The following is a 22,320-nucleotide window of genomic DNA, read 5'->3' on the forward strand; positions in this document are numbered from 1 at the left end:
GTTCCTCACTTCTTGCACGCGGGTGGCTGGCACATGAGCGTGCTCAGCGCCTGGTAGAAGACGTCGGAGATCTTGCGCGGATCCGGTGTCGTGAACGACTCTCCGCCGGTCGCCGCCGAAACCTGCTTCAGCTCGCTCGCGTCGATGTCGGGGCCGATGCCGATCCCGATCACCGGCAACGGTTTCCGCGGGTCCTGCAGCCGGCCCAGCTCGCTGAGCAGGCCGGGCAGCCCGACGGAGTCGCTGTCCTCGTTGCGGCCGTCGGTCATCACGACGACGACGTTGATCCGGCCGAGCTGCCAGTTCTGGCGGGCGTTCTGGTACGCGGCGAGGATCGAGTCGTACAGCCCGGTCGCGCCGCCCGCCTTCGGCTTGACCGCCTGCAGCGTCTGCACCCCGCCGCCCGCGAGCTGCTGCGCGATGGACCGCATCGGCAGCAGTTCCTTGTAGTCCTTGTCGCCGTCGAGCTTGGTCGAGAACAGCCACAGGCCGATTTCCGTCGTCGGCTTGAACAGCCCGAGGCCCTGCGTCGCGGCTTCGAGCGTGAGCGCCATCCGGCTGCGGCCGGTGCCGGGGACGGTGGCGGCCATCGAGCCGGACACGTCGAGCAGCACCTGGACGCGGGCGCTGAGGTTCGCGCCGGCCCACGCCTGCAGCACGCCGTACATCGCGTCCGGCGCGGGTGGCCCGGCCGGGCGCGGCGCGGCGTCCGTGCGGGTGTCGCGCGGCCGGTCGCCGAGCAGCTGCCCGGCGGGCGTGCGGAACCCGGCGTCGGCGAACGACTTCGTCGCGGTCTGGTCGAGCAGCAGCCGCAGGAACCGCTCGGCCGCCGACCGCGAAGCCTCCGACGCGCGCGGCAGCACGACGTACGGGTAGTCGAAGCTCGGCATGCCCGCCGCCGGGTAGGCGGCGACGAGCTTGCGCGCCAGCACGGACTGCTCCGACGCCGGCGACGCGGTGAACGGCTCCTTGACGGCCGACACCTTGCGGATCTCCTCGGTGAACGCCGCGGCGGGGTCGGGCGCGTCCTTCGTCAGCTGCCGCAGGCCGATCAGCGCGGCGATCCCGGCCGGGTCGCGGCTCGGGTCGGGCAGCCCGACCGGGCTTCCCGCGAGGACGTCCGACCAGGACGGTGACTTCCCCGGCCAGCCGGCCTGTTTCGCGACTTCGTCGGTCAGGGCCAGCACGACCGGCGAGCTCGCCACCGACTGCCCGGACTCGGGCAGGTTCCACGCGCCGCCGTCGCGTGCCTGCAGCAGCCAGCTGCTCGACTCCGGCACCCAGACGTCGGGGCCGTTCGCGCCGTTGGCTTCCAGCGCGGTCGCGGTGGCCGTCGACGCGGACGCCGTGACCTCGACGGAATAGCAGTCCGGCCCCGGCACGGTCCGGGCCAGCGCGGTGAGCACCGGCGCGACGTCCGGCGCCGCCGTGATGCGCACCGGCGTCGTGGTGTCGCAGCCGCCGGCGGCGAGGCGGTCGCGCAGGTAGTCGACGCCGAACCAGGCGAGCAGGGCGACCACGAGCAGCACGCTCAGGACGACGACCCGCGCGTCGACGCGCCGGGCCCGCGCCGGGTGTGCCGCCATGCACGTACCTTCCGTCGTGGAGTCCTGGCAGCTTGCCAGCCGGGTGAGCGGGAAGCCAGTACCGATAGCGGAAAGTCACCATCACCCCGTGAACCCGTGGTGAAAGAATGGCGCGATGCGGCCGATTTGGTGACGGAAGGAAACGACGTAACATTCGCGCTTGACGCCCGTCCCACATGGGTAGAAGCACGATGGCGGATCGCGGAGACGATTTCGCCGTCCCCGAAACGGCGAACGGCACCGAACGGAGACGTAACCCGTGCGCACGATGTACGACGCGGTCACGGCCGCCCACATCCCCGCCGGCGCGCAGATGGTCGCGGGATACATCGACAAGATCAAGCTCGAACCGTGGTCGGCCGCCGACTGGGCGCGGTTCCCGAACGCGGTCAAGGTCACCATCGTCAAGAAGGCGAGCACGAACGACGGCCACGTCCTGGACGTCGAACCCGGCGACGCCACCCCGGGCGAGGCGCCGGGCTGGGTCCGGATGCGCCGCGCGGCCGGCGCCGACCCCACCATCTACTGCAACCTCTCGACCTGGCCCTCGGTGCGCTCGGCGTTCTCGTCGGCCGGCGTCGCCGAACCGCACTACTGGATCGCCCACTACAACGGCGATCCCGCCATCCCGGCCGGTGCGATCGCCAAGCAGTACCGGGGCGACGTCGCCCCGGGCTACGACGTCTCGTCCGTGGCCGACTACTGGCCCGGAGTGGACGGAAACGGATCCGCCTCGACTGGAGTGGAGATCATGGAGCGCATCACCGTCACCCCGCCCAACACCAGCGACAACACGGTGCGGGTGTTCCTGTCCGGCAGCCCGGGTGCGGCGGTCATCATCCGGCCACGGCTCGGCGGCGACGGTTTCGCGACACCGATGTGGGTCGGCGACATCTACGCCTGGGGCAGCGACCACCAGGGCGTCGGCCACAACCCCACGCAGATCGCCGGCTACGACAACAAGCTGACGTCGCACCGGCGCTACGACCTGCCGGGCGCGGTGTGGGCCGACATCAACTACAGCTCGGCCGAACCGTTCGAGCTCGACATCGTCGGGTGACGCGGGGGTCCGGGGCCTTCCGCGTGTCGGCGGCCCCGGACTCCCCGCCGCGCTGGCAGGATCGCGGCATGGAACGCGTGCTCGGCATCGGTGGGTACTTCATCCGCGCGGCGGACCCGGCGGCACTGGGTGCCTGGTACCGGGACGCCCTCGGCCTCGGCGCCGACGAACACGGCCTGTGGCAGCAGGAGCCGGGGCCGACGGTCTTCGCGCCGTTCGAGGCCGGGACCGACTACTTCGGGGCCCGCTCCCAGCAGACCATGCTCAACTTCCGGGTCCGCGACCTCGACGCCATGCTCGCCCAGCTCCGCGAGAAGGGCGCCGACGTGGCCGAGGAGACCCAGGACATGGACGGCGTCGGCCGGTTCGGCTGGGTCACCGATCCCGAAGGCAACCGCATCGAGCTGTGGCAGCCGGCCTGACCGTCACGCGGGTGGCAGCGCGCGGCACAGCGCGTCCACCGCCGCCGGGTACGCGTGTTCGGACGGGGTCGCGTAGCCGACCACCAGTCCGTCCATTGTGGACATCGTGCTGGCCGGGTGCCGGAACGCCGCCAGGCCGTCGAGCGCGAGTCCTTGCCACGTAGCGGCTTTCACCGCGGACCGCTCGGTGCCGGGTGGCAGCCGCAGCACCGCGTGCAGGCCCGCGGCGATGCCGGTCGGCACCACGTGCGGTGCCCGTTCGGCCAGCGCCCCGACGAGGAGGTCGCGGCGGCGCCGGTACCGCTGGCGCATGCGCCGGATGTGCTTGTCGTACGCGCCCGAGGCCAGGAACTCCGCCAGCGTCAGCTGGTCCAGCACGCCCGCCCACGCCTCGCGCTCGCCCTTCACCGCCAGCACCGCGTCGACGAGGTGCTCCGGCAGCACCAGCCAGCCGAGCCGCAAAGCGGGTGACAGGCTCTTGCTCACCGAACCGGCGTAGACGACGTGCTCGGGGTCCAGGCCCTGGACCGCGCCGACCGGCTTGCGGTCGTAGCGGAACTCGCCGTCGTAGTCGTCCTCGATGAGCAGGCCGCCGGTCGCGCGGACGTGGTCGACCACCGCGGTCCGGCGGTCGTGGTGCAGCGGGCCGCCGGTCGGGAACTGGTGGGCGGGGGTCAGCAGCACCGACGGCACGTCCAGCTCCGCGACGCGGGCACCTTTCTCGTCCAGGGCAAGGGGAATCGTCTCGACGCCCGCCGCGGCGAGGATCGCGCGGTGGAACGCCAGGCCGTACGCCTCGACCGCGAGCGGGCCGGGCAGGACCGCCGGGAACAGCAGCCGCAGCGCGTGCGCGAACCCCGAGCACACGACGATCCGCTCCGGCGCCGTCCGCACGCCGCGGGCCCGCGCGAGGTAGCCGGCCAAGGCCTCCCGCAGTTCGCGCCGGCCGCGCGGGTCGCCGGGGCCGAAGGCGTCGTGCGGGGCGACGCTCAGCGCGCGGCGCGCGGCGGCGAGCCATTCGGGACGCGGGAACGACGTCGCGTCCGGCTGACCCTGGCGCAGGTTGTACCGCGGCGCCGGAGCACCCGGAGCGGTCTTCGGCGTCCGGGCGGCCGGGAGCGGCTCGGCCCGTGAGGCGACGCGGGTGCCGGAGCCCTGGACGGCGGTCAGCCAGCCTTCGGCGACCAGCTCGGCGTAGGCGTCGGCGACGGTGTTGCGGGCCAGCCCGAGGTCGGCGGCCAGCGACCGGTAAGGCGGGAGCCGGGTGCCCGGGGCGAGCCGGCCACCGCGGACGGCGTCGCGCAGCGCGGTGATGAGCGCGGCCCGTTTGCTCCCGCCCGCCAGCTCCAGGTGGAGGTCGACCCCGGAATTGACCCACGAATCTGCCACGGAAATGCACCCTACACGGCGGTCAACCGGGCCCTAGATTTCTGGTCATGACGAACTCCCGCCTCAACTTCGCCAAGTCCGCCCCCAAGGCCTTCAAGGCCCTGATCGGCTTCGACGCCGCTGCCCGCGCCGGCCTCGACCCCGCGCTGGTCGAGCTGGTCCAGATCCGCGCGTCGCAGCTCAACCGCTGCGCCTACTGCCTGCACATGCACACCTCGGACGCCCGCAAGGCCGGCGAGAGCGAGGAGCGGCTGCACATGGTCGCGGTGTGGCACGAGGCCGGTCACTTCTTCAGCGAGCAGGAGCAGGCGGCGCTGGCCCTGACCGAAGCCGTGACGCTGATCGCCGGCGGTGTCCCCGACGACGTCTACGCCCGGGCCGCCGGCCAGTTCGGCGAGGAAGAGCTGGCCCAGCTGCTCGCACTGATCTTCACCATCAACACGTGGAACCGCATCGCCATCACGACGGCGAAGGTGCCCGGCACGGACGAGCGGGTGGCCCGGTGACCCGCCGGCCGGGCGCGGTGACGGCCCTGGCCGCACTCCGGTTCAGCGGTTCCCGGCGGGCCGAGGTCGTCCCGGCGTGAAATGCGGAAGAGCCACCATCCCCCGAGATGGTGGCTCTTCCGCTTCCCTCAGTCCGCGAGAGCCAGCAGGTCCTCGCGCTCGACGATTTCTTCTTCGACGGCTCGCTTCCGGGCCACCAGGCCGCTGATCGCGATCAGCAGGCCCAGCACCGCGATGCCGGTGACCACGCTCAACGCCGGCGTCAAGCCGGTGAGCAGCGCCGCCGGGGAGGCCTCACGGCCGCCGTTGGCGGTCAGGACCGCCGTCACCACCGCGAGCCCGATCGCGCCGCCCACCTGCAGGGACGTGTTCAGCAGGCCGCCCGCCAGGCCCTGCTCGCTGTCCGAGATCCCGGCCGTGGCCTGGATGTTGAGCGAGGAGAACGCCAGCGTGAAGCCGATGCCGAGCAGGATCATGCTGGGCAGCACGAAGGCCGCGTACCCCGAGTGCTCGTCCACCCGCAGGAACAGCGCGTACCCCAGCACGTGCGCGACGACGCCCGCGAAGATCGTGCGCGGGGTGCCGACCCGGTCGATCAGTGGCTCGATGCGCGGGGAACCGAACGCCACGATCAGCGCCGCCGGCAGGAACCCGAGCGCGGTCTGCAGCGCCGACCAGCCGAGCACCCGCTGCAGGTACAGCATCACGACGAACTGGAACCCGATGTACGCGCCGAAGAACAGCGCGCCGCCGAGGTTCGCCCTCGCGAGCGGTCCCGAGCGAAGAATTCCCAGGCGCAGCAACGGGTGACTGCTGCGCTTCTCGATGACCACGAACGTCACCAGCAACGCGAGCGCGACGGCGAACGTGATCAGCGTGCGCGGCGCGGCCCAGCCGATCTCGGGCGCCTCGACGACGCCGAACACCAGCAGCAGCGAGCCGGCGGCGCCGGTGATCGCACCCGGGAAGTCGTAGCCGCGGCCCTCTTCCCGCGCGTAGCTCGGGATCAGCTTCCACGCGGCGGCGAACGCGACCAGCGCGATCGGCGCGGGCAGCAGGAACGTCCAGCGCCAGCCGACCTCGGTCAGCAGGCCGGAGAACACCAGCCCGGCGGAGTACCCGCTCGCCCCGAACACGGCGAAGATGCTGATCGCCTTGTTGCGGGCCGGGCCCTCCTGGAACGTCGTGGTGATGATGGACAGCGCGGCCGGGGCGGTGAACGCGGCGGCCAGGCCCTTGATGAAGCGGCTCGCGATGAGCAGCGCGCCGTCGTCGACGAGCCCGCCGAGCAGCGAGGCCAGCGCGAACACGGCGACGGCCACGAGGAACACGCGGCGGCGGCCGAGCAGGTCGGCGGTGCGGCCGCCGAGCAGCAGCAGCCCGCCGTACCCCAGGACGTAGCCGCTGACGACCCATTGCAGCGCGTTGGTGGACAGGCCGAGGTCGGCCTGGATCGCGGGGAGCGCGACCCCGACCATCGACACGTCGAGCGCGTCGAGGCCGATGACGATCGAAACGGTGAGCAGGACACCCCAGAGACGTGCGTCCCACCGGGTCGAGGTGGTGGACAAGGACACGGAAGAGCTCATGTCGGCGACAGTACATGCACACGCATCTAATGTCTAAGCATTTAATGTATTTGCATCTGATGTGCGTGCATGCTAAGTTGGTCGCCGTGAGCGACGTCGCTGAACAAGGTCTGGTCCAGGAGTGGCACGAGTTGCTGGCCCGCTACTCGGCCGTGTTCACCGCGCTCGAGTGCCGCCTGCAGGAGCGCCACGGGATCGGCGCGAACGAGTTCGAGGCCCTGGAACGGCTCGCGACCTGCGACTTCAAGTGCCGCTCGGCCGACCTCACCGGCGCCATCCACCTCAGCCAGAGCGCCACCTCGCGGCTGGTCGCCCGCCTCGAGAAGGAGGGCCTGGTCGAGCGCGCGCTGTGCGAGCTGGACCGGCGCGGCATCTTCGTCACCATCACCGACGCCGGCCGGGAGCGGTACCTCGCGGCGAAGCGGACGCACCGCGAGGTACTCAACGAGACCCTGCGCTGAGAGACACTGCGCTGACTCAGCCCACGGGCCCTTCGGCCGCCGCGACCTGAACCTGCTGCTGACCGCCGCCGGCCGCGCTGGTCACCGTCAGCGTCAGCTTGTCGCCGGGGTGGTGGGTGTCCATCACGTTCGTCAGCGCCGTCGCCGAGTCGATCGCCTTGCCGTCGATCGCGGTGATCACGTCCCCGGCCGCGAGACCCGCTTGCTGCGCCGGCCCGCGCGCGACGACGTCGCGGATCCGGGCGCCCTGGCCGTCGGAGACCGAGACGCCGATGAACGCCGTCTTGCCGATGTGGATCTTGTCCGACGCCGTGCCCGCGACGATCCGGTGCGCGATGTCGACGGCCTGGTTGATCGGGATGGCGAAGCCCTGGCCGGTGCCGCCGTTGCGGCGCCCGTTGAGCTGGTAGCCGGTCGATGCGGCCGTGTCGACGCCGATGACCTGCGCGTTCGCGTTGACGAGCGGGCCACCGGAGTCGCCGGACTCGATGTTCGCGCGGACCTGGATCAGCCCGGTGAGCTGCTCGGACGACCCGCTGGACTCGTCGGAGGCGGTGATCGACTGGTCGAGCGCGGTCACCGTGCCGGGTGCGGGCACGGGGTCGCCGCCCTTGCCGCCGGCGTTGCCGAGCCCGAGGATCTGGTCGCCGACCTTGACCGTCGACGAGTCGCCGATGCTCGCGGTGGGCAGGCCGGACGCGTCTTCGAGCTGGATGACCGCGATGTCCTCGCTGCGGTCGTAGCCCACGACGTGCGCCTTGTACGTGTCCCCGGTGCCGATGCTGGTGACCTTGATGCTGGTCGCGCCGGCGACGACGTGGTTGTTCGTCAGCACCTCGCCGTCCGAGGTGAGAACGATGCCGGTGCCGGCCGCGGCGGCGCCCTGCAGGCCGAGCTCGGTGTTGACGTTGACGATGGCCGGGTTGACCTTCGCGGCCACGGCGTCGGCGTCGAGTGCGGTGGCCGCGGCGCTGGGCTGCCCGGAGAAGCCGAAGTTCTGGTTGCCGCTCGCGGTCGGGCTGTTCGTGGAGATGAGGTGCCCGATGCCGAGCCCGGCCACGACGGCGAGCGCGACCGCGACGACGGCGACCGTCAGCGCGCGGAGCGGCCGCCGCCGCGGGGGCGGCGGGACGGGCGGCGGGTAGCCGTAGCCCGGCTGCGCGTACTGCGGCGGGTACGGACGTCCCCACTGGTCACGGGCCTGGCCGTACTGGTGGTCGTACGGCTGCTGCCCGTAGAACCGCTGGTCCTGGGGGTACGGCTGCTCCTGGGAGTACTGCCGGTCCTGGGGCTGCTGCCCGTAGTACTGCGGCTGGTCGTAGTAGCCCTGGCCCGGCGGGTAGTGGCCGTACGGGTACTCGCCGCCACCCTGCGGTCCTCGGTCGTACTCGCTCATGCACAGCTCCAGCCCTCGACAAGCCTCCGGCCGCTCCAGGATTCGCCTCGATCCTGAGAATTTCCTGGCGCCGTTCCATGGAGTTGCTGTGGATATACCCGCGAGGAGGAGCCGTTACGCCGGGACCACCGCCCTCCGGACACTGGCGGTCAGACGGTCCGCGCGCTCGGTCACCGCGGCCACCTCCAAGGGGGCCACTCCGGCGTGGATCTCGATACTCACCCCGGCCGTCATCGCCGCGGCGCGGGCCGCCTCCGCGACCGCCGCCAGGTCGGTGGCCACCAGCGGGTCCGGTGGCACCCGGTCCGCGAGGTCCAGCACCGCCGCCGCGGCGGTGATCACCTCGGCCGCCGGTTCGCACGCGCGCCGGCGCGCTTCGGCCACCGCCGAGTCCCGCGCTTCACCCGCCGGCCGCCGGAGCGCCCGGGTGAGGGTGGCCGCCGCGTGCGCTTCCTTCTCCGCCAGCCGCAGTGCGTGCATGCTCAACGCCCGGGCTTCGCGCCCGTCGGGCGACGCCTTGCCGACCAGCGCCGCGGCCTGGGCGACGTGCAGCGCCGCGGTCGCCCCGCCACCCGGGGAAGCGTCGGAGGCGAGGGCCTTGAGGAAGTCGCTCATGATCTGATCACGCATGGGCTGTGCCTTTCCACCTAGCGCCGGATCCGTTCCATGCCGGGGTCGACCAGCGGCTCGGCGGCCACGGTGGCCGCGACCCGGCGGCCGAAGTACTCGATCTCCACCCCGCTGCCGACGTCGGACGACGCCGGGAGCCACGCGTACGCGATCGGCCGGCCGATCGTGTAGCCGTACGCCGCGCTCGTGACGTAGCCCGCCGCGACCCCGTCCACGAACACCGGTTCCTTGCCCAGCACGACCGTGCGGCCGTCGTCGATCGTCAGGCACCGCAGCCGCCGCGACGCGGTGTCCTCGCCGCGTCCTTCGATCGCGTCCCGGCCCAGGAAGTCACCCTTCGCCGGCCGCACCGCGAAGCCGACCCCGGCTTCGTACGGGTCGTGCTCGGTCGTCATGTCGGTGCCCCACAGCCGGTAGCCCTTCTCCAGCCGCAGGCTGTTGAACGCCGCCCGCCCGGCCGCGATGACGCCGAGGGGCTGCCCGGCCGCCCACAGCGCGTCCCACAGCCGCAGGCCGTTGTCCGCGCTGGTGTAGATCTCCCAGCCGAGCTCGCCCACATAGGACAGTCGCATCGCGACGACCGGCACCCCGGCGATCCGCGCCCGGCGGGCCCGGAAGTACTTCAACCCGTTGTGCGAGAAGTCTTCCCCGCTCAGCGGCTGCACGAGGTCACGCGCCAGCGGGCCCCAGACGCCGATGCAGCACGTCCCGCCGGTGATGTCCCGGACCTGCACCCCGGCCGGCGCGTGCTTCACGAGGTGGTCGACGTCGATGTTCCCGTTGATCCCGGCCTGGAACAGCTCCGGCCCGAGCCGCGCGACCGTGACGTCGCTGCGGACGCCGCCCGCCTCGTCCAGCATCAGTGTGTAGGTGACCGACCCGACCGACTTGTCCAGCTGGTTGGTGGTCAGCGACTGCAGGAACTCCAGTGCCCCGCTTCCGCTGACCTCGACGCGCTTCAGCGGCGTCATGTCGTACAGCGCCACCCCGTTGCGCGTGTGCCACGCCTCGGCCGCCGCGATCGGCGAGTGGAACTGCGCCGACCAGGCGTCCCGCGCCGGCGGCAGCGCGTCGTGCGGCAGCTTCTTCAGCAGCGGCGCGTTGGCCTCGAACCAGTGCGGCCGCTCCCAGCCGCCCGCCTCCAGAAACACCGCACCGAGCTCGCGCTGCCGGGCGTGGAACGGCGACACGCGCAGGTCACGCGGGGAAAGCTTGGGCTGCAACGGGTGCAGGATGTCGTAGACCTCGACGAAGTTCTGCTGTGAAGTTTCGCTCACGTAGGAAGGCGAAAGCTGGACGTCCTCGAAGCGGTGGACGTCGACCTCGTGGACGTCCACTTCGGACTGCCCGTCGACCAGCAGCTCGGCGACGGCCTTGGCGATGCCCGCGGAGTGCGTCACCCACACCGCTTCGGCGAGCCAGAAGCCGCGGACGTCGGCGGACTCACCGACCAGCGACTGGCCGTCCGGGGTGAAGGAGAAGATCCCGTTGAAGCCCTCTTCGACCTTGGTCTGCCGCAGCGCGGGCAGCAGCAGCTTGCTCTCCTCCCACGACGGCGCGAAGTCGTCTTCGGTGAAGGGCAGCATCGACGGCATGGCCGTCTCGGTCACCGACGGGTCCAGTGTGGACTCTTCGACCGGCATCGGCCGGTGCGCGTAGGAGCCGATGCCGATCCGGTCGACGTGCTCGCGGAAGTAGAGGTCCTGGTCCTGGTGGCGCAGGATCGGCAGGCTCGCCTCGACCGCTTCGCTGTTGCGCCCGACCAGCTCGTCGACCCGGCCGGTCTTGACGTACTGGTGCGCCAGCGGCAGCAGCGGGACGTCCATCCCCACCATCGCGCCGATCTCGCGGCCCCAGAACCCGGCGCACGACACCACGACGTCGGCCGGGAAGTCGCCCTGGTCGGTCCGGACGCCGGTGACGCGGCCGTCCGCTTGCAGGACGTCGGTCACGCGGGTGGACCCGACGAACCGAGCGCCTCGCGAGGTGGCCCGCTCAGCCAGCACTTCGACGGCCTTCGCGGCGCGCGCCAGCCCGTCGGTCGGCGTGTGCAGCGCGCCGAACACCTGCGAGCCGTCGAGCAGCGGCCACCGGCGGACGCACTCCTCGGCGTCGATGATCGAGCCCGGGACGCCCCACGACGTCGCCCAGCCGTGCTTGCGCTTGAGGTCCTCCCAGCGCGCCGGCGTCGTCGCGACCTCCATGCCGCCCACCTGGAGGAAGCAGTCCAGGTCCAGCAGCTTCCCGACCGTGTACTTGGCGAACTCCGTCATGCTCTTGGAGGTGTTGGTCTGGAACACCAGGCCGGGCGCGTGCGACGTCGAGCCGCCGGTGCGCGGCAGCGGGCCCTGGTCGAGGACGGTGACGTCGGACCAGCCCCGGGTGGTCAGCTCGTCGGCCAGGTTCGCGCCGACGATGCCGGCGCCGATGATCACGACTTTCGGTGCGCTCATGGCGGAACTCCTAACCTCAGGGAAGACGGCTCACCTAAAAACAACTGTGCTGTTGCCGTTGAGCAGGACGCGGCGTTCGCAGTGCCAGCGGACCGCGCGGGAAAGGGCGAGGGCTTCGGCGTCGCGGCCGACGGTCACGAGCTCGCGCGGCGAGTACGTGTGGTCAACACGCGCGACCTCCTGCTCGATGATCGGGCCCTCGTCGAGGTCGGGCGTGACGTAGTGCGCGGTCGCGCCGACGTACTTGACGCCGCGGTCGTAGGCCTGGTGGTAGGGCTTGGCGCCCTTGAACCCGGGCAGGAACGAGTGGTGGATGTTGATCGCGCGGCCTTCGAGCTTCTGGCACAGCTCGTTGGACAGCACCTGCATGTACCGCGCGAGCACAATGAGGTCCACCTCGTACTCCCCGACCAGGTCGAGCAGCCGCTGCTCGGCCTCCGGCTTGGTCTCCGCCGTGACCGGGACGTGCACGAACGGGACTCCGGCCGCCTCGGCCATCGGCCGCAGGTCCTCGTGGTTCGAGACGACCACCGCGATCTCCGCACCGAGGCCGCCGGCGCGCCAGCGGAAGAGCAGGTCGTTGAGGCAGTGCCCGAACTTCGACACCATCACCAGCACCCGCGGCGGCGTCCCGTCGGAGAACCCGAACTCCATCCCGAAGTGCCCGGCCACCGGCGCGAACGCCCGCGTCAGGTCGTCCACTGTGGAGTCTTCGGTGCACGTGAAGGACGTGCGCAGGAACAGCGAGCCGCGGACGTCGTCGTCGAACTGCTGGTGCTCGACGATGTCGCAGCCCTGCCCGACGAGGAACGTCGTGACGGCGTGCACGATGCCCGAGCGCTCGGGACACTTGAGCGTCAAGGTGAAGGTCACGAGACGTACTCCAGACTCGCGTCGGCCAGCCAGGCGTGGAAGTAGTCCGAAAAGGACTGTCGCACGAGGACAGTGAAGCCTTCTTCCCGGACCATGAGCACGATCCCGGTGCGCGCGAACAACGTCTGCACGCAGGTTCCTGGCGGCGCGACCTCCAGGTCGAGGGAACACCCGTGGGCCAGGACGTCCCGCGCGTGCTCCCCGGTGAGCCGCACGACGTTGCGCTGCGCCGAGACATCCACGACGGCGTCGCTTTCCCGGGAAAGCGATGCTTCCAGCTCGGCTTGGCGGCCGGGTTCGGCGAGCACGAGGTACTCGTCGGGACCCATCCAGAGGATGTCGACGCCGTGGCCGCTGGTGAACGTGCACGGCCCGGGCAGGTCGACGCCGAGGAGGGCGTGCCCGTCGCGGAGGCGCACGGTGAGCTGGGTGCGGAACGGTTCTTCGACCGCTTCAGCCGTCACGGCGGGCTCCTTCCTTGTCGAAGAGCACGGATTCGGTCACGGTCACCGGCATGACGTCGTCGCCGACCGGGACGTACAGCGTTTCGCCGACGCGCTCGCGTCCGGAGCGCACCAGGGCGAGCGCGAACGTCCGGCCCAGCGCGGCGCTGTCGTAGCTGGAGGTGACGTGGCCGAGCATCCGCACGGGAGGTTCGGGCACGACTTCGCTTTCGATGATCTGCGAGCCTTCCGGCAGCAGCACCGACGGATCGACCGGCAGCAGGCCGACCAGCTGCTTGCGGTCCGGGCGGTTGTTCTCGGCGCGGGCGAAGGACCGCTTGCCGAGGAAGTCGACCTTCTTCTTCGAGACCGCCCAGGACATCCCGAGGTCCTGCGGCGTCACCGTGCCGTCGGTGTCCTGGCCGATGATCGGGTAGCCCTTCTCGGCGCGCAGGACGTGCATGGTCTCGGTGCCGTACGGCGTGGCACCTTCGTCCACTATGGACTTCCAGAGCGCGAGCCCGTACCACGAGGGGACGTTGATCTCGTAGGCCAACTCGCCGGAGAAGCTGATCCGGCAGACGCGGGCGGCGATCCCGGCGACCTCGGCGTCGTGCCAGGTCATGAACCCGAAAGCCTCGTTGGAGACATCAAGGTCCGGCGCCAGGCGGCCGAGGACTTCCCGCGAGCGCGGACCGACCAGGGGGATGGTGGTCCAGTGCTCGGTGACCGACGTCGCGTAGACCCTCAGGTGCGGCCACTCCGTCTGGAGCCACTCCTCCATCCACTCGAGGACCATCGCCGCGTTGCCGGTCGTGGTGGTGACGAGGAACCGGTCCTCGGCGACCCGGATGACCGTGCCGTCGTCGATCACCATGCCGTCGACGCCGCACATCACGCCGTAGCGGATCCGGCCGACCTTGAGGTTGCTCATCATGTTCGTGTAGAGCATGTCGAGGAACCAGCCGGCGTCCGGACCCTGGACGTCGATCTTGCCCAAAGTGGACCCGTCCATCATCGCGACGTCGGTGCGCGCGGCGCGGCATTCGCGCAGGACAGCGTCGTGCATCGACTCGCCCCGCCGCGGATAGTACCTCGGCCGCTTCCACTGTCCGACGTTCTCGAACTCGGCACCGTGCTCGACGTGCCACGGGTGGATCGTCGTGACGCGCACGGGATCGTGCAGCTCACCGCGGTTCCGGCCGGCCAGCGCGGCGAACGACACCGGCGTGTAGGGCGGCCGGAACGTCGTCGGGCGCTGGGTCGCCAAGTCGACACCGAGCGCTTCGGCGGTGATGCCCGCGGCGAGCATGCCGGACGTCTTGCCCTGGTCGTGCGCGGTGCCGATCGTCGTGTAGCGCTTGATGTGCTCCAGCGACCGCAGCCCGGCGCCGGTGGCACGCAGGACGTCCGAGACGGTCGCGTCCCGCTGCTGGTCCACGAACCTGGTGTCCACATCGGACTCCGGGGCGGGCACCTGCCAGAGGATCTTCGCTTCCGGCAATCCCTCGCCCGCCGCCGCGCCGACGACGCTGACGTTCGGCAGGTCGCCGTCCGGGACGTAGGAACCGAGCTCCGGCGCGTACCGGAGCTTGCCCCGGGCCTGGCTGAACAGGTGCACGGCCGGGTTCCAGCCGCCGGACACGAGCAGCAGGTCACACGGCACCCGCTCCCCCTCCAGCGAGCCCAGCGGAGCGACGTGGGCGGCGGTGATGTGGTCGTCGCCGTCGGTGCCGATGACGCCGTAGCCTTCGCGAGCGTCGACGATCCGTACGATCTCGGCCCCGGCCTCGGCCAGTTCGGAGGCGGCGGCGAGCGCGGAGTCGTTGGTGGTGAACACGACCACGCGCTGCCCGGCGAGAACGCCGTAGCGGTTCAGGTACGTGCGCGCGGCCGAAGCGAGCATGATGCCGGGCCGGTCGTTGTCCGGGAACACGATCGGCCGTTCGTGGGCGCCGGTCGCGATGACGATCTTCTTCGCGCGGATCCGCCAGACCCGCTGACGCGAGATCCGTTCGGGCGCGGCGGGTTCACCCCGGCGCTCCAGGGCGAGCACGAACCCGTCGTCGTACACGCCGAACGCCGTCGTGCGCGAAAGGAACCGGACACCTTCGGGCGCTTCGCCGTCGGGCTGGTCGTCGACGAGCAGCACACGCCCTTCCGCGGAGGCAGCGGTCGCGCGGCCCGCGGGCCCGGCACCGATGACCAGGACATCGCAGTGGGCGTGCTTAGCGTCGTAGCGGGCCGGGTCCGGCTCGGCGGCGAGCCGCCCCTGACCGGACAGGCCGCGCGCGACCAGACCGTCGTACAGCTCGACGGTCGTCGCGCTGAGCATCGGCTCCGGGAACGGCTTTTCGATCTGCACCAAGGCGTTCGAGTCCTCGACGCCGGCGCCGGCGATGCCGCGCGGCCGGCCGTACTTGATGCTGGTCGCGACCCGGTGGATACCGTTGGCCAGCAACGCGGAAGCCAGGGTGTCACCGAGGAACCCGGTCAGCTCGCGGCCGTCGAAGGTGAACTTGAGCGGGACGCCGGACAGTCGGGTCACGAGATCACCGGCCTGGGCTCGTCGAGGCGGTAGACCGCCTTCAGGTCGTGGGTGCGGGTGTCGCGGACGGCGTTGAACCAGCGGCGGCAGCCCGCGGAGTGGCTCCAGCGCTCGGCGAAGGGCCCGCTGGGGTTGTCGCGGAAGAAGAGGAACTTCGCCCACTCCTCGTCCGACATCGCGGCCGGATCCGCGGGGTAGGCGACGTGCGCCTGGCCGCCGTAGTGGAACTCGGCCTCTTCACGCGGCCCGCACCACGGGCAGGGGATCAGCTGCATCAAAGACTCCTAGTGCGCGACGGCGGCGGCGCCGTGCTCGTCGACGAGGGCACCGGTGGTGAACCGGTCGAGCGTGAACGGTTCGGCGTACTCGTGCGGCTTGCCCCGCGCGATGGTCGCCGCGAAGACGTCTCCCACCCCCGGCGTGGCTTTGAAGCCGCCGGTACCCCAGCCGCAGTTGAGGAACAGGTTCTCGACCGGGGTGAGCCCGACGATCGGCGACGCGTCCGGGCTGACGTCGACGATGCCCGCCCACGTCCGCAGCAGGTGCGCCCGCGCGAACACCGGGAACAGCTCCAGCGCGGCGGCCATCTGCTCCTCGATGATGTGGAACGCGCCGCGCTGGCCGTAGCCGGTGTAGCTGTCGATGCCGGCGCCCATCACGAGCTCGCCCTTGTGCGCCTGGGAAACGTAGACGTGCACGGCGTTCGACATGACGACCGTCGGGTGGATCGGCTCCAGCAGCTCGGACACCAGAGCCTGCAACGGGTGCGAGACGAGCGGCAGGTCGAGGCCCACCATCTTCGCGAGTACCGACGAGTGCCCGGCAGCGCACAGCGCGACCTTGCCCGCGGCGATCCGGCCCCTCGACGTCTCGACCGCGGTGACCCGGCCGTCCACTGTGGAGATGCCGGTGACCTCGCAGTTCTGGATGAGGTCGACGCCCAGCTCGTGGGCCGCCCGCGCGAAGCCCCAGGCGACGTAGTCGTGCTTCGCGATGCCCGCGCGCGGCTGGAAGGTCGCGCCGAGCACCGGGTAACGCACGTCCGGGGAGACGTTGACGATCGGGCAGATCTCCTTGACGCCGGCCGCGTCCACCCATTCGGCGTCGATGCCGTTGAGCTTGTTGGCCTCGACGCGGCGGACGCTGTCACGGACGTCCTGCAGCGTGTGCGCGAGGTTCAGCACCCCGCGCTGGCTGAACAGGATCGGGTAGCCGAGGTCCTCTTCGAGCCCTTCCCACAGCTTGAGGGAGTGCTCGTAGATGCCGGAGCTCTCGTCCCAGAGGTAGTTGGAGCGGATGATCGTGGTGTTGCGGGCCATGTTGCCGCCCGCGAGCCAGCCCTTCTCCAGCACGGCGACGTTCGTGATGCCGTGCACCTTGGCCAGGTAGTACGCGGTGGCGAGGCCGTGCCCGCCGCCACCGACGACGACCACGTCGTAGGCCTTCTTGGGCTCGGGGTTGTCCCAGAGGAAGTCCGGGTGCTCCGGCAGGTCGGTCATCGGGTCTCCTCCCCGGGGTACAGCGGGAACGCCTCGGCGAGCGCGGTGACGCGGGCCCGCAGCTTCTCGACGTCGCAACCGGGCTTGAGGGCCTCGGCGATGACGTCGGCGGCTTCGCGGAACTCGGCGTCACCGAAGCCGCGCGTGGCCAGCGCCGGGGTGCCGATCCGCAGGCCGGAGGTGACCATCGGCGGCCGCGGGTCGAACGGGACGGCGTTGCGGTTCACGGTGATGCCGACCTCGTGGAGCCGGTCTTCGGCCTGCTTGCCGTCCAGCTCGGAGTCGCGCAGGTCGACGAGCACCAGGTGGACGTCGGTGCCGCCGGTCAGCACGGAGATGCCGTCTTCGGTCAGCAGCCGTTCGGCCAGGAGCTTCGCGCCGCGCAGGGTCCGCTGCTGGCGTTCCACGAACGCCGGCTCGGACGCCATCTTGAACGCGACGGCCTTGGCGGCGATGACGTGTTCGAGCGGACCGCCCTGCTGGCCGGGGAACACCGCGGAGTTGACCTTCTTGGCCAGCGCGGGTTCGTTCGTCAGGATCACGCCGCCGCGGGGGCCGCCGAGGGTCTTGTGCGTGGTGGTCGTCGTGACGTGCGCGTGCGGCACCGGCGACGGGTGCAGGCCCGCGGCGACCAGCCCGGCGAAGTGGGCCATGTCGACCATGAGGTACGCGCCGACCTCGTCGGCGATCTCCCGGAAGCGCGCGAAGTCCAGCTGACGCGGGTAGGCCGACCAGCCGGCGATGATCAGCTTCGGCCGGTGTTCCTTCGCGAGGCGCTCGACCTCGGCCATGTCGACTCGAAAGTCCTTTTCGGACACTTCGTACGCCGCGACGTCGTAGAGCAGGCCGGAGAAGTTGATCCGCATACCGTGCGTCAGGTGGCCGCCGTGGGCGAGCGAGAGGCCGAGGATCTTGTCGCCGGGCTTGATGAGCGCGGCCATCGCGGCCGCGTTGGCCTGCGCGCCCGAGTGCGGCTGGACGTTGGCGAACCCCGCGCCGAACAGGGCCTTGACCCGGTCGATGGCGAGCTGTTCGAGCACGTCGACGTGTTCGCAGCCGCCGTAGTAGCGACGCCCGGGGTAGCCCTCGGCGTACTTGTTGGTGAGCACCGAGCCCTGGGCCTGGAGCACGCTGAGCGGGGCGAAGTTCTCGGAAGCGATCATCTCGAGCGTCGACTGCTGGCGTCGCAGCTCGGCGCCGATCGCGTCGGCCACGGCCGGGTCGTAGTCGGCCAAGGACCGGTTGAGCACGGGGTCGATCGTCGCGGTCATCCCAAAACTCCGTCTGGTCGACTTCTGATATATCAATCGTCGATGTAGGCTAAGCGGCGTGCACCCCCAGGTCAATCCCCCGTCGCTCGCGGAACAGGCGTACCGCTTCATCCGCGACCGGCTCGTCATGCTCGACATCCCCCCGGGCTCGCCCCTCAACGAGGACGAGCTCGGCACCACCCTCGGCATGGGCCGGACGCCGATCCGCGAGGCGCTGAAACGCCTCGAGTCCGAACGGCTGGTCGTCGCCTACCCGCGGCGCGGGACGTTCGCCACCGACGTCCACATCTCCGACCTCGCGCACATCTCCGAGGTGCGGCGCACGCTGGAGCCGATGGCGACGGCCGCCGCGGCCGGGCGCGCGACCGACGCCGACCGGGCCGCCCTGACCGAGCTGCGCGCGCAGCTCGACGCCGGCGTCCCGGCCGGGGACAACGCCGAGCTGCTGCGCACCGACCTCGCCCTGCACCGGGCGATCTACCGGTGCGTGCACAACCCGTTCCTCGAGGACACGCTGATCCGGTACGACAACCTCGCGACCCGGATCTGGTGCGTGTTCGTGCCCCGGCTGTCCGGGATGGCCGGCCACGTCGACGAGCACGTCCCGCTCCTCACCGCGATCATCGAGGGCGACGCCGAGAAGGCGGCCGCGCTGACGCTGGAGCACGTCACCGGGTTCGAGGCCGCCATCCGGGCGCTGATCTAGCCGTTTTCAGACGCCGAGCCGGCCGCGGACCCAGTCGTGGAACTCGCCGATGTGGTGCTCGCTGGGCACGAGCACCCCGCCGCCGGCGTAGGAGCGTGAGTCCATGGCGAGCTGACAGCGTTCGCACGCCTCGAAGTCCTGCAGGTTGACGCGGTGGAACAGCTCGACCGAGCGCGTGAGGTCGCGGCCGGACTCGACGACGCCGGGCAGGTAGAGCCAGTCGCAGCGCACCAGCGTCCGGTCCGGGGCCAGCGGGAACATCCGGTGCAGGATCACGTGGTCCGGCACCAGGTTGACGAACACCTGCGGGCGGATGGTGATGGCGTAGTACTTGCGGTCCTGGTCCTCGGTGACGCCGGGCAGCCGGTCGACGCCCTCGCTGCCGTCGATGGTGAAGCCCCGGACGTCGCCGCCGAACTCCGCGCCGTGGCCGACGTAGTACTGCGCGGCGTACCCGTCCGCGAACTCCGGGAGGACCTCGGTGAGCTCGGGGTGGATCGTCGCGCAGTGGTAGCACTCCATGAAGTTCTCGATGATCTGTTTCCAGTTCGCCTTCACGTCGTACTCGATGCGCTTGCCCAGCGCGAGGCCGTCGACGCCGTAGGCCTCGATCGCCTCGGCGCCGCCGAGCCGTTCGGTGACCGCGGCGACGACGCTGCCGTCGAACGGCGGCGGCTCGTCGGCCAGGCAGACCCAGGCGTACCCGAGCCACTCCCGCAGGTGGACGCGGGTGAGGCCGAAGGTGGTGCGGTCGACGTCCGGCATCCCGGTGAGGTTCGGCGCGGCGACCAGCTTGCCGTCGAGGCCGTAGGTCCAGGCGTGGTACGGGCACTGGAAGGCGCGCTTGACGGTGCCGCTTTCGGACGTGCAGAGCCGCGCGCCGCGGTGGCGGCAGACGTTGAGGAACGCGTTCAGCTTCCCGTCCCGCCCGCGCGAGACGAGGACGCTCTCCTTGCCGATCTGCACGGTCTCGAACGACCCGGGCCCGACGAGGTCGGCGCTGCGCACGGCGCAGAACCAGTCGGCCTCGAAGATCTTCGCCTGCTCCAGCGCGAAGATCGCCGGGTCGGTGTAGTAGCTGCCGGGAAGCGTGGCGAGCAGGCTCGGCGGCAGATCGGTAGTGGTCACCGGCGTGGTCCTCTCCGCGGATCAGTTCGGGAGTTGCGCAGAACGCGTCTTGTTGCTCACTCCGGAACAGAGTGACTGCCACCCAGACCCGATGTCAACCCACGTTTTTCACTGCCCACCACCGGTTTCGGGACACACGCGTGATTGAGCGGGCATCACCCGTGTCCAGACGGGCATCACGTGTGATTGGGCGGGCATCAGGCGTGATGCCCCTCCAATCACGCGTGATGCCTCTCCAGACACGCGTGTGTCCCCTTCAGTCACATGGCGGGGCCGTGGATGGCTCGGCGGAAGAGGGTTTCGATCTCGTCGCGGGTCGGGCGGGGGTCGGCCAGGGCCGCCTGCATCAGGAGGCCGCAGAACAGGCCGGCCAGGAGGCGGCCGGTCAGGGGGTCCGTTCGGGAGCCGAAGAACGCGATCAGCGCCTCGTCCCAGGCCGCGCTCGCCGCCCGGAGCCGGGGACGGTGCAGGGCCGCGACGTACAGGTCGTACTCGACCACCGTGTCCCGGTACTGCTCGTTGATGTACCCCATGACGAGGTCGGCGAGCGCCGCGGCGAAGTCGGCGTCCGGCGCGAGCGCCGACTCCCACTCCTTCAGCGCGTGGACGTTCTTCTCGGCCGCCTCGTGCAGGGCGACCTCCAGCAGGTCGTCCAGCGTCGCGAAGTGGTAGGTCGTCGAGCCGAGCGGGACGCCGGCCGCCGCGGCGACCGAGCGGTGCGTGAGCCCGTCGATCCCCCGCTGGGCGACCACCTCGATCGCCGCCTTGGCGATCCGCGCCCGCCGTTCGGGGTCGTTCGGACCACGGCGCCGCGTCGCGCCGGGTTCGCTCTTCGCCATCAAGCCCCCTTGTGGACATCTGTACACGCTTCGCGTACAAATGTACGCACTCCAGGCACTGAGCAGCCACTACCGATCCGGGAAGGGCCGCATGACGGACCGCTACCTCGACGTACTGAACCCCTCGACCGGCCAGGTGATCGAGCAGGTCGCCGTAGCCGGGCCCGAGGAGGTCGACGTCGCGGTCAGAGCCGCGAGGAAGGCTTTCGACGACGGCCCGTGGCGCCGGACCACCGCGACCGAGCGCGGCGAACTGCTGCGCAAAGTAGCCGACCTGCTGGTCCGCGACCGCGAGGAACTCGCCCGCACCGAGAGCCTCGACACCGGCAAGACGCTGGGCGAAGGCCGCATCGACATCGACGACGTCACGAACGTCTTCCGCTACTACGCCGACCTCGCCGGCAAGGACGCCGGACGCCTGGTCGACGCGGGCAGCGCGACCGTCGTCAGCCGGATCGTGCACGAGCCGGTCGGCGTCTGCGCGCTCATCGCGCCGTGGAACTACCCGCTGCTGCAGATGTCGTGGAAGGTCGCGCCCGCCCTGGCCGCGGGCAACACGATCGTGCTCAAGCCGAGCGAGGTCACGCCGCTGACCACGATCAAGCTGGTCGCCCTGCTCGAAGAGGCCGGCACGCCGCCCGGCGTCGTCAACCTGCTGCTCGGGCCGGGCCACGTCGGCGCCGCGATGGTCGAGCACCCTGGCGTCGACCTCGTCTCCTTCACCGGCGGCTACGCGACCGGCGAGAAGATCATGACGGCCGCCGCGAAGGGCGTCCGGCGAGTCGCGCTGGAACTCGGCGGCAAGAACCCGAACGTGGTATTCGCCGACGCCGACTACGACACCGCGCTGGACTACGCGCTGATGGCCGCGTTCGTCCATTCGGGACAGGTCTGCTCGGCGGGCGCGCGCTTGATCATCCAGGATGGGATCCATGACCGGTTCGTGGCGGACCTCGCCGCGCGCGCCGACCGGATCCGGGTCGGCGACGGCCTCGCCCCCGCGACCGAGACGGGCCCGCTCGTCTCGGCGCAGCACCGCGCCAAGGTCGAGGGGTACATCGAAAGCGCTCTCAAGGAGGGCGCGACGCTCCGGGCGGGCGGCGAACGGCCCGAAGGACCGGAGTACGAAAACGGTTTCTTCCTGCGGCCGACCGTGTTCTCCGGCTGCACGAGGGACATGGCGATCGTCCGGGAAGAGGTCTTCGGCCCGGTCGTCACCGTGGAACGCTTCACCGAAGAGGCCGACGCGATCGCGCTGGCCAACGACACCGAGTACGGGCTCGCCGGAGCCGTGTGGACGTCGGACGCGTCCCGCGCCCAGCGGGTCGCCGGGGCCCTGCGCCACGGCACCGTGTGGATCAACGACTACCACCCCTACCTGCCGCAGGCGGAGTGGGGCGGGTTCGGGAAGTCCGGCATCGGCCGCGAGCTCGGACCGTCCGGGCTGGCGGAGTACCAGGAGCACAAGCACGTCTACCAGAACATCGATCCGGTTCCGCAGCACTGGTTCAAAGGCTGAAA

General features: G+C 70.9%; 20 protein-coding genes. 6 read left to right on the forward strand and 14 right to left on the reverse strand.

Annotated features, from left to right (window positions below):
- Nucleotides 1-5: 5 nt before the first annotated feature.
- Nucleotides 6-1,586: a substrate-binding domain-containing protein gene (locus tag ACZ7PG_RS23555; RefSeq protein WP_470241242.1), complete on the reverse strand. Its 1,581-nt coding sequence runs from the start codon at nucleotides 1,584-1,586 to the stop codon at nucleotides 6-8.
- A gap of 259 nt (nucleotides 1,587-1,845) precedes the next feature.
- On the opposite strand from ACZ7PG_RS23555, the gene ACZ7PG_RS23560 reads away from it, so the two are divergent.
- Both ACZ7PG_RS23560 and ACZ7PG_RS23565 read left to right on the forward strand, forming a co-directional pair.
- Nucleotides 1,846-2,646, forward strand: a complete 801-nt coding sequence (locus ACZ7PG_RS23560) for a glycoside hydrolase family 25 domain-containing protein (protein ID WP_470241243.1) — start codon at nucleotides 1,846-1,848, stop codon at nucleotides 2,644-2,646.
- A gap of 68 nt (nucleotides 2,647-2,714) precedes the next feature.
- Nucleotides 2,715-3,068, forward strand: a complete 354-nt coding sequence (locus tag ACZ7PG_RS23565; RefSeq protein WP_470241244.1) for a VOC family protein — start codon at nucleotides 2,715-2,717, stop codon at nucleotides 3,066-3,068.
- Between the two features lie 3 nt (nucleotides 3,069-3,071).
- Here the strand turns inward: ACZ7PG_RS23565 and pdxR are convergent, their stop codons facing one another.
- The gene (pdxR, locus tag ACZ7PG_RS23570) at nucleotides 3,072-4,457 is read right to left on the reverse strand and encodes a MocR-like pyridoxine biosynthesis transcription factor PdxR (RefSeq protein ID WP_470241245.1); all 1,386 of its coding nucleotides are present in this window, start codon (nucleotides 4,455-4,457) and stop codon (nucleotides 3,072-3,074) included.
- 47 nt (nucleotides 4,458-4,504) lie between these two features.
- On the opposite strand from pdxR, the gene ACZ7PG_RS23575 reads away from it, so the two are divergent.
- Nucleotides 4,505-4,963: a carboxymuconolactone decarboxylase family protein gene (locus ACZ7PG_RS23575; RefSeq protein WP_470241246.1), complete on the forward strand. Its 459-nt coding sequence runs from the start codon at nucleotides 4,505-4,507 to the stop codon at nucleotides 4,961-4,963.
- Nucleotides 4,964-5,091: 128 nt separating this feature from the next.
- Here ACZ7PG_RS23575 and ACZ7PG_RS23580 read toward each other — a convergent pair whose 3' ends face one another.
- Nucleotides 5,092-6,552 carry an MFS transporter gene (locus tag ACZ7PG_RS23580; RefSeq protein ID WP_470241247.1) on the reverse strand — a complete coding sequence of 487 codons (1,461 nt, stop codon included), beginning with the start codon at nucleotides 6,550-6,552 and terminating at the stop codon, nucleotides 5,092-5,094.
- An 86-nt stretch (nucleotides 6,553-6,638) separates the two neighbouring features.
- Here ACZ7PG_RS23580 and ACZ7PG_RS23585 point away from each other — a divergent pair, with 86 nt between their 5' ends.
- Entirely contained in the window at nucleotides 6,639-7,013 is a 375-nt protein-coding gene (locus tag ACZ7PG_RS23585) for a MarR family winged helix-turn-helix transcriptional regulator (protein ID WP_470241248.1), read from the forward strand.
- A 16-nt stretch (nucleotides 7,014-7,029) separates the two neighbouring features.
- On the opposite strand, the gene ACZ7PG_RS23590 is transcribed toward ACZ7PG_RS23585, so the two are convergent.
- From ACZ7PG_RS23590 to glyA, 9 genes are all read right to left on the reverse strand, one after another.
- Nucleotides 7,030-8,409, reverse strand: coding sequence for a S1C family serine protease (locus ACZ7PG_RS23590; protein ID WP_470241249.1), 1,380 nt, complete (start codon nucleotides 8,407-8,409; stop codon nucleotides 7,030-7,032).
- A 114-nt stretch (nucleotides 8,410-8,523) separates the two neighbouring features.
- Nucleotides 8,524-9,039 (reverse strand): cyclodeaminase/cyclohydrolase family protein, encoded by a 516-nt coding sequence (locus ACZ7PG_RS23595; protein ID WP_470241250.1) that lies wholly within the window; start codon nucleotides 9,037-9,039, stop codon nucleotides 8,524-8,526.
- Nucleotides 9,040-9,056: 17 nt separating this feature from the next.
- Nucleotides 9,057-11,492 carry a GcvT family protein gene (locus ACZ7PG_RS23600; protein WP_470241251.1) on the reverse strand — a complete coding sequence of 812 codons (2,436 nt, stop codon included), beginning with the start codon at nucleotides 11,490-11,492 and terminating at the stop codon, nucleotides 9,057-9,059.
- A 30-nt stretch (nucleotides 11,493-11,522) separates the two neighbouring features.
- Nucleotides 11,523-12,365 (reverse strand): formyltetrahydrofolate deformylase, encoded by an 843-nt coding sequence (gene purU / locus ACZ7PG_RS23605; protein WP_470241252.1) that lies wholly within the window; start codon nucleotides 12,363-12,365, stop codon nucleotides 11,523-11,525.
- Nucleotides 12,362-12,829 (reverse strand): sarcosine oxidase subunit gamma, encoded by a 468-nt coding sequence (locus ACZ7PG_RS23610; protein WP_470241253.1) that lies wholly within the window; start codon nucleotides 12,827-12,829, stop codon nucleotides 12,362-12,364. Before ACZ7PG_RS23610 ends, purU begins: the two co-directional genes overlap by 4 nt.
- Nucleotides 12,819-15,356 (reverse strand): 2Fe-2S iron-sulfur cluster-binding protein, encoded by a 2,538-nt coding sequence (locus ACZ7PG_RS23615; RefSeq protein WP_470241254.1) that lies wholly within the window; start codon nucleotides 15,354-15,356, stop codon nucleotides 12,819-12,821. Before ACZ7PG_RS23615 ends, ACZ7PG_RS23610 begins: the two co-directional genes overlap by 11 nt.
- The gene (locus ACZ7PG_RS23620; RefSeq protein ID WP_470241255.1) at nucleotides 15,353-15,631 is read right to left on the reverse strand and encodes a sarcosine oxidase subunit delta; all 279 of its coding nucleotides are present in this window, start codon (nucleotides 15,629-15,631) and stop codon (nucleotides 15,353-15,355) included. Before ACZ7PG_RS23620 ends, ACZ7PG_RS23615 begins: the two co-directional genes overlap by 4 nt.
- A gap of 9 nt (nucleotides 15,632-15,640) precedes the next feature.
- Nucleotides 15,641-16,855, reverse strand: a complete 1,215-nt coding sequence (locus ACZ7PG_RS23625) for a sarcosine oxidase subunit beta family protein (RefSeq protein WP_470241256.1) — start codon at nucleotides 16,853-16,855, stop codon at nucleotides 15,641-15,643.
- Complete coding sequence (gene glyA / locus ACZ7PG_RS23630) at nucleotides 16,852-18,126, reverse strand: serine hydroxymethyltransferase (protein WP_470241257.1); 1,275 nt, start codon at nucleotides 18,124-18,126, stop codon at nucleotides 16,852-16,854. The genes ACZ7PG_RS23625 and glyA overlap by 4 nt, the downstream gene beginning before the upstream one ends.
- A gap of 58 nt (nucleotides 18,127-18,184) precedes the next feature.
- Here glyA and ACZ7PG_RS23635 point away from each other — a divergent pair, with 58 nt between their 5' ends.
- On the forward strand, nucleotides 18,185-18,832 hold the full coding sequence (locus tag ACZ7PG_RS23635; RefSeq protein WP_470241258.1) for a GntR family transcriptional regulator: 648 nt from the start codon (nucleotides 18,185-18,187) through the stop codon (nucleotides 18,830-18,832).
- Between the two features lie 6 nt (nucleotides 18,833-18,838).
- Here ACZ7PG_RS23635 and ACZ7PG_RS23640 read toward each other — a convergent pair whose 3' ends face one another.
- Together ACZ7PG_RS23640 and ACZ7PG_RS23645 are read right to left on the reverse strand one after the other, a co-directional pair.
- Nucleotides 18,839-19,960, reverse strand: a complete 1,122-nt coding sequence (locus tag ACZ7PG_RS23640) for an aromatic ring-hydroxylating oxygenase subunit alpha (protein WP_470241259.1) — start codon at nucleotides 19,958-19,960, stop codon at nucleotides 18,839-18,841.
- Nucleotides 19,961-20,220: 260 nt separating this feature from the next.
- Nucleotides 20,221-20,799: a TetR/AcrR family transcriptional regulator gene (locus ACZ7PG_RS23645; protein WP_470241260.1), complete on the reverse strand. Its 579-nt coding sequence runs from the start codon at nucleotides 20,797-20,799 to the stop codon at nucleotides 20,221-20,223.
- A 91-nt stretch (nucleotides 20,800-20,890) separates the two neighbouring features.
- Between ACZ7PG_RS23645 and ACZ7PG_RS23650 the strand changes: the two genes are divergently transcribed.
- On the forward strand, nucleotides 20,891-22,318 hold the full coding sequence (locus ACZ7PG_RS23650; protein ID WP_470241261.1) for an aldehyde dehydrogenase family protein: 1,428 nt from the start codon (nucleotides 20,891-20,893) through the stop codon (nucleotides 22,316-22,318).
- Nucleotides 22,319-22,320 lie beyond the last annotated feature (2 nt).

Source organism: Amycolatopsis sp. NPDC114504, assembly GCF_055633595.1.

Bases quoted from the DNA above. Each gene is read 5' to 3' on its own strand.
- ACZ7PG_RS23590 (WP_470241249.1), bottom strand. From the start codon at position 8,409: ATGAGCGAGTACGACCGAGGACCGCAGGGTGGCGGCGAGTACCCGTAC.
- ACZ7PG_RS23555 (WP_470241242.1), bottom strand. From the start codon at position 1,586: ATGGCGGCACACCCGGCGCGGGCCCGGCGCGTCGACGCGCGGGTCGTC.
- ACZ7PG_RS23650 (WP_470241261.1), top strand. From the start codon at position 20,891: ATGACGGACCGCTACCTCGACGTACTGAACCCCTCGACCGGCCAGGTG.
- ACZ7PG_RS23600 (WP_470241251.1), bottom strand. From the start codon at position 11,492: ATGAGCGCACCGAAAGTCGTGATCATCGGCGCCGGCATCGTCGGCGCG.
- glyA (WP_470241257.1), bottom strand. From the start codon at position 18,126: ATGACCGCGACGATCGACCCCGTGCTCAACCGGTCCTTGGCCGACTAC.
- ACZ7PG_RS23595 (WP_470241250.1), bottom strand. From the start codon at position 9,039: ATGCGTGATCAGATCATGAGCGACTTCCTCAAGGCCCTCGCCTCCGAC.
- ACZ7PG_RS23565 (WP_470241244.1), top strand. From the start codon at position 2,715: ATGGAACGCGTGCTCGGCATCGGTGGGTACTTCATCCGCGCGGCGGAC.
- ACZ7PG_RS23575 (WP_470241246.1), top strand. From the start codon at position 4,505: ATGACGAACTCCCGCCTCAACTTCGCCAAGTCCGCCCCCAAGGCCTTC.
- ACZ7PG_RS23645 (WP_470241260.1), bottom strand. From the start codon at position 20,799: ATGGCGAAGAGCGAACCCGGCGCGACGCGGCGCCGTGGTCCGAACGAC.
- ACZ7PG_RS23620 (WP_470241255.1), bottom strand. From the start codon at position 15,631: ATGCAGCTGATCCCCTGCCCGTGGTGCGGGCCGCGTGAAGAGGCCGAG.
- ACZ7PG_RS23580 (WP_470241247.1), bottom strand. From the start codon at position 6,552: ATGAGCTCTTCCGTGTCCTTGTCCACCACCTCGACCCGGTGGGACGCA.
- ACZ7PG_RS23625 (WP_470241256.1), bottom strand. From the start codon at position 16,855: ATGACCGACCTGCCGGAGCACCCGGACTTCCTCTGGGACAACCCCGAG.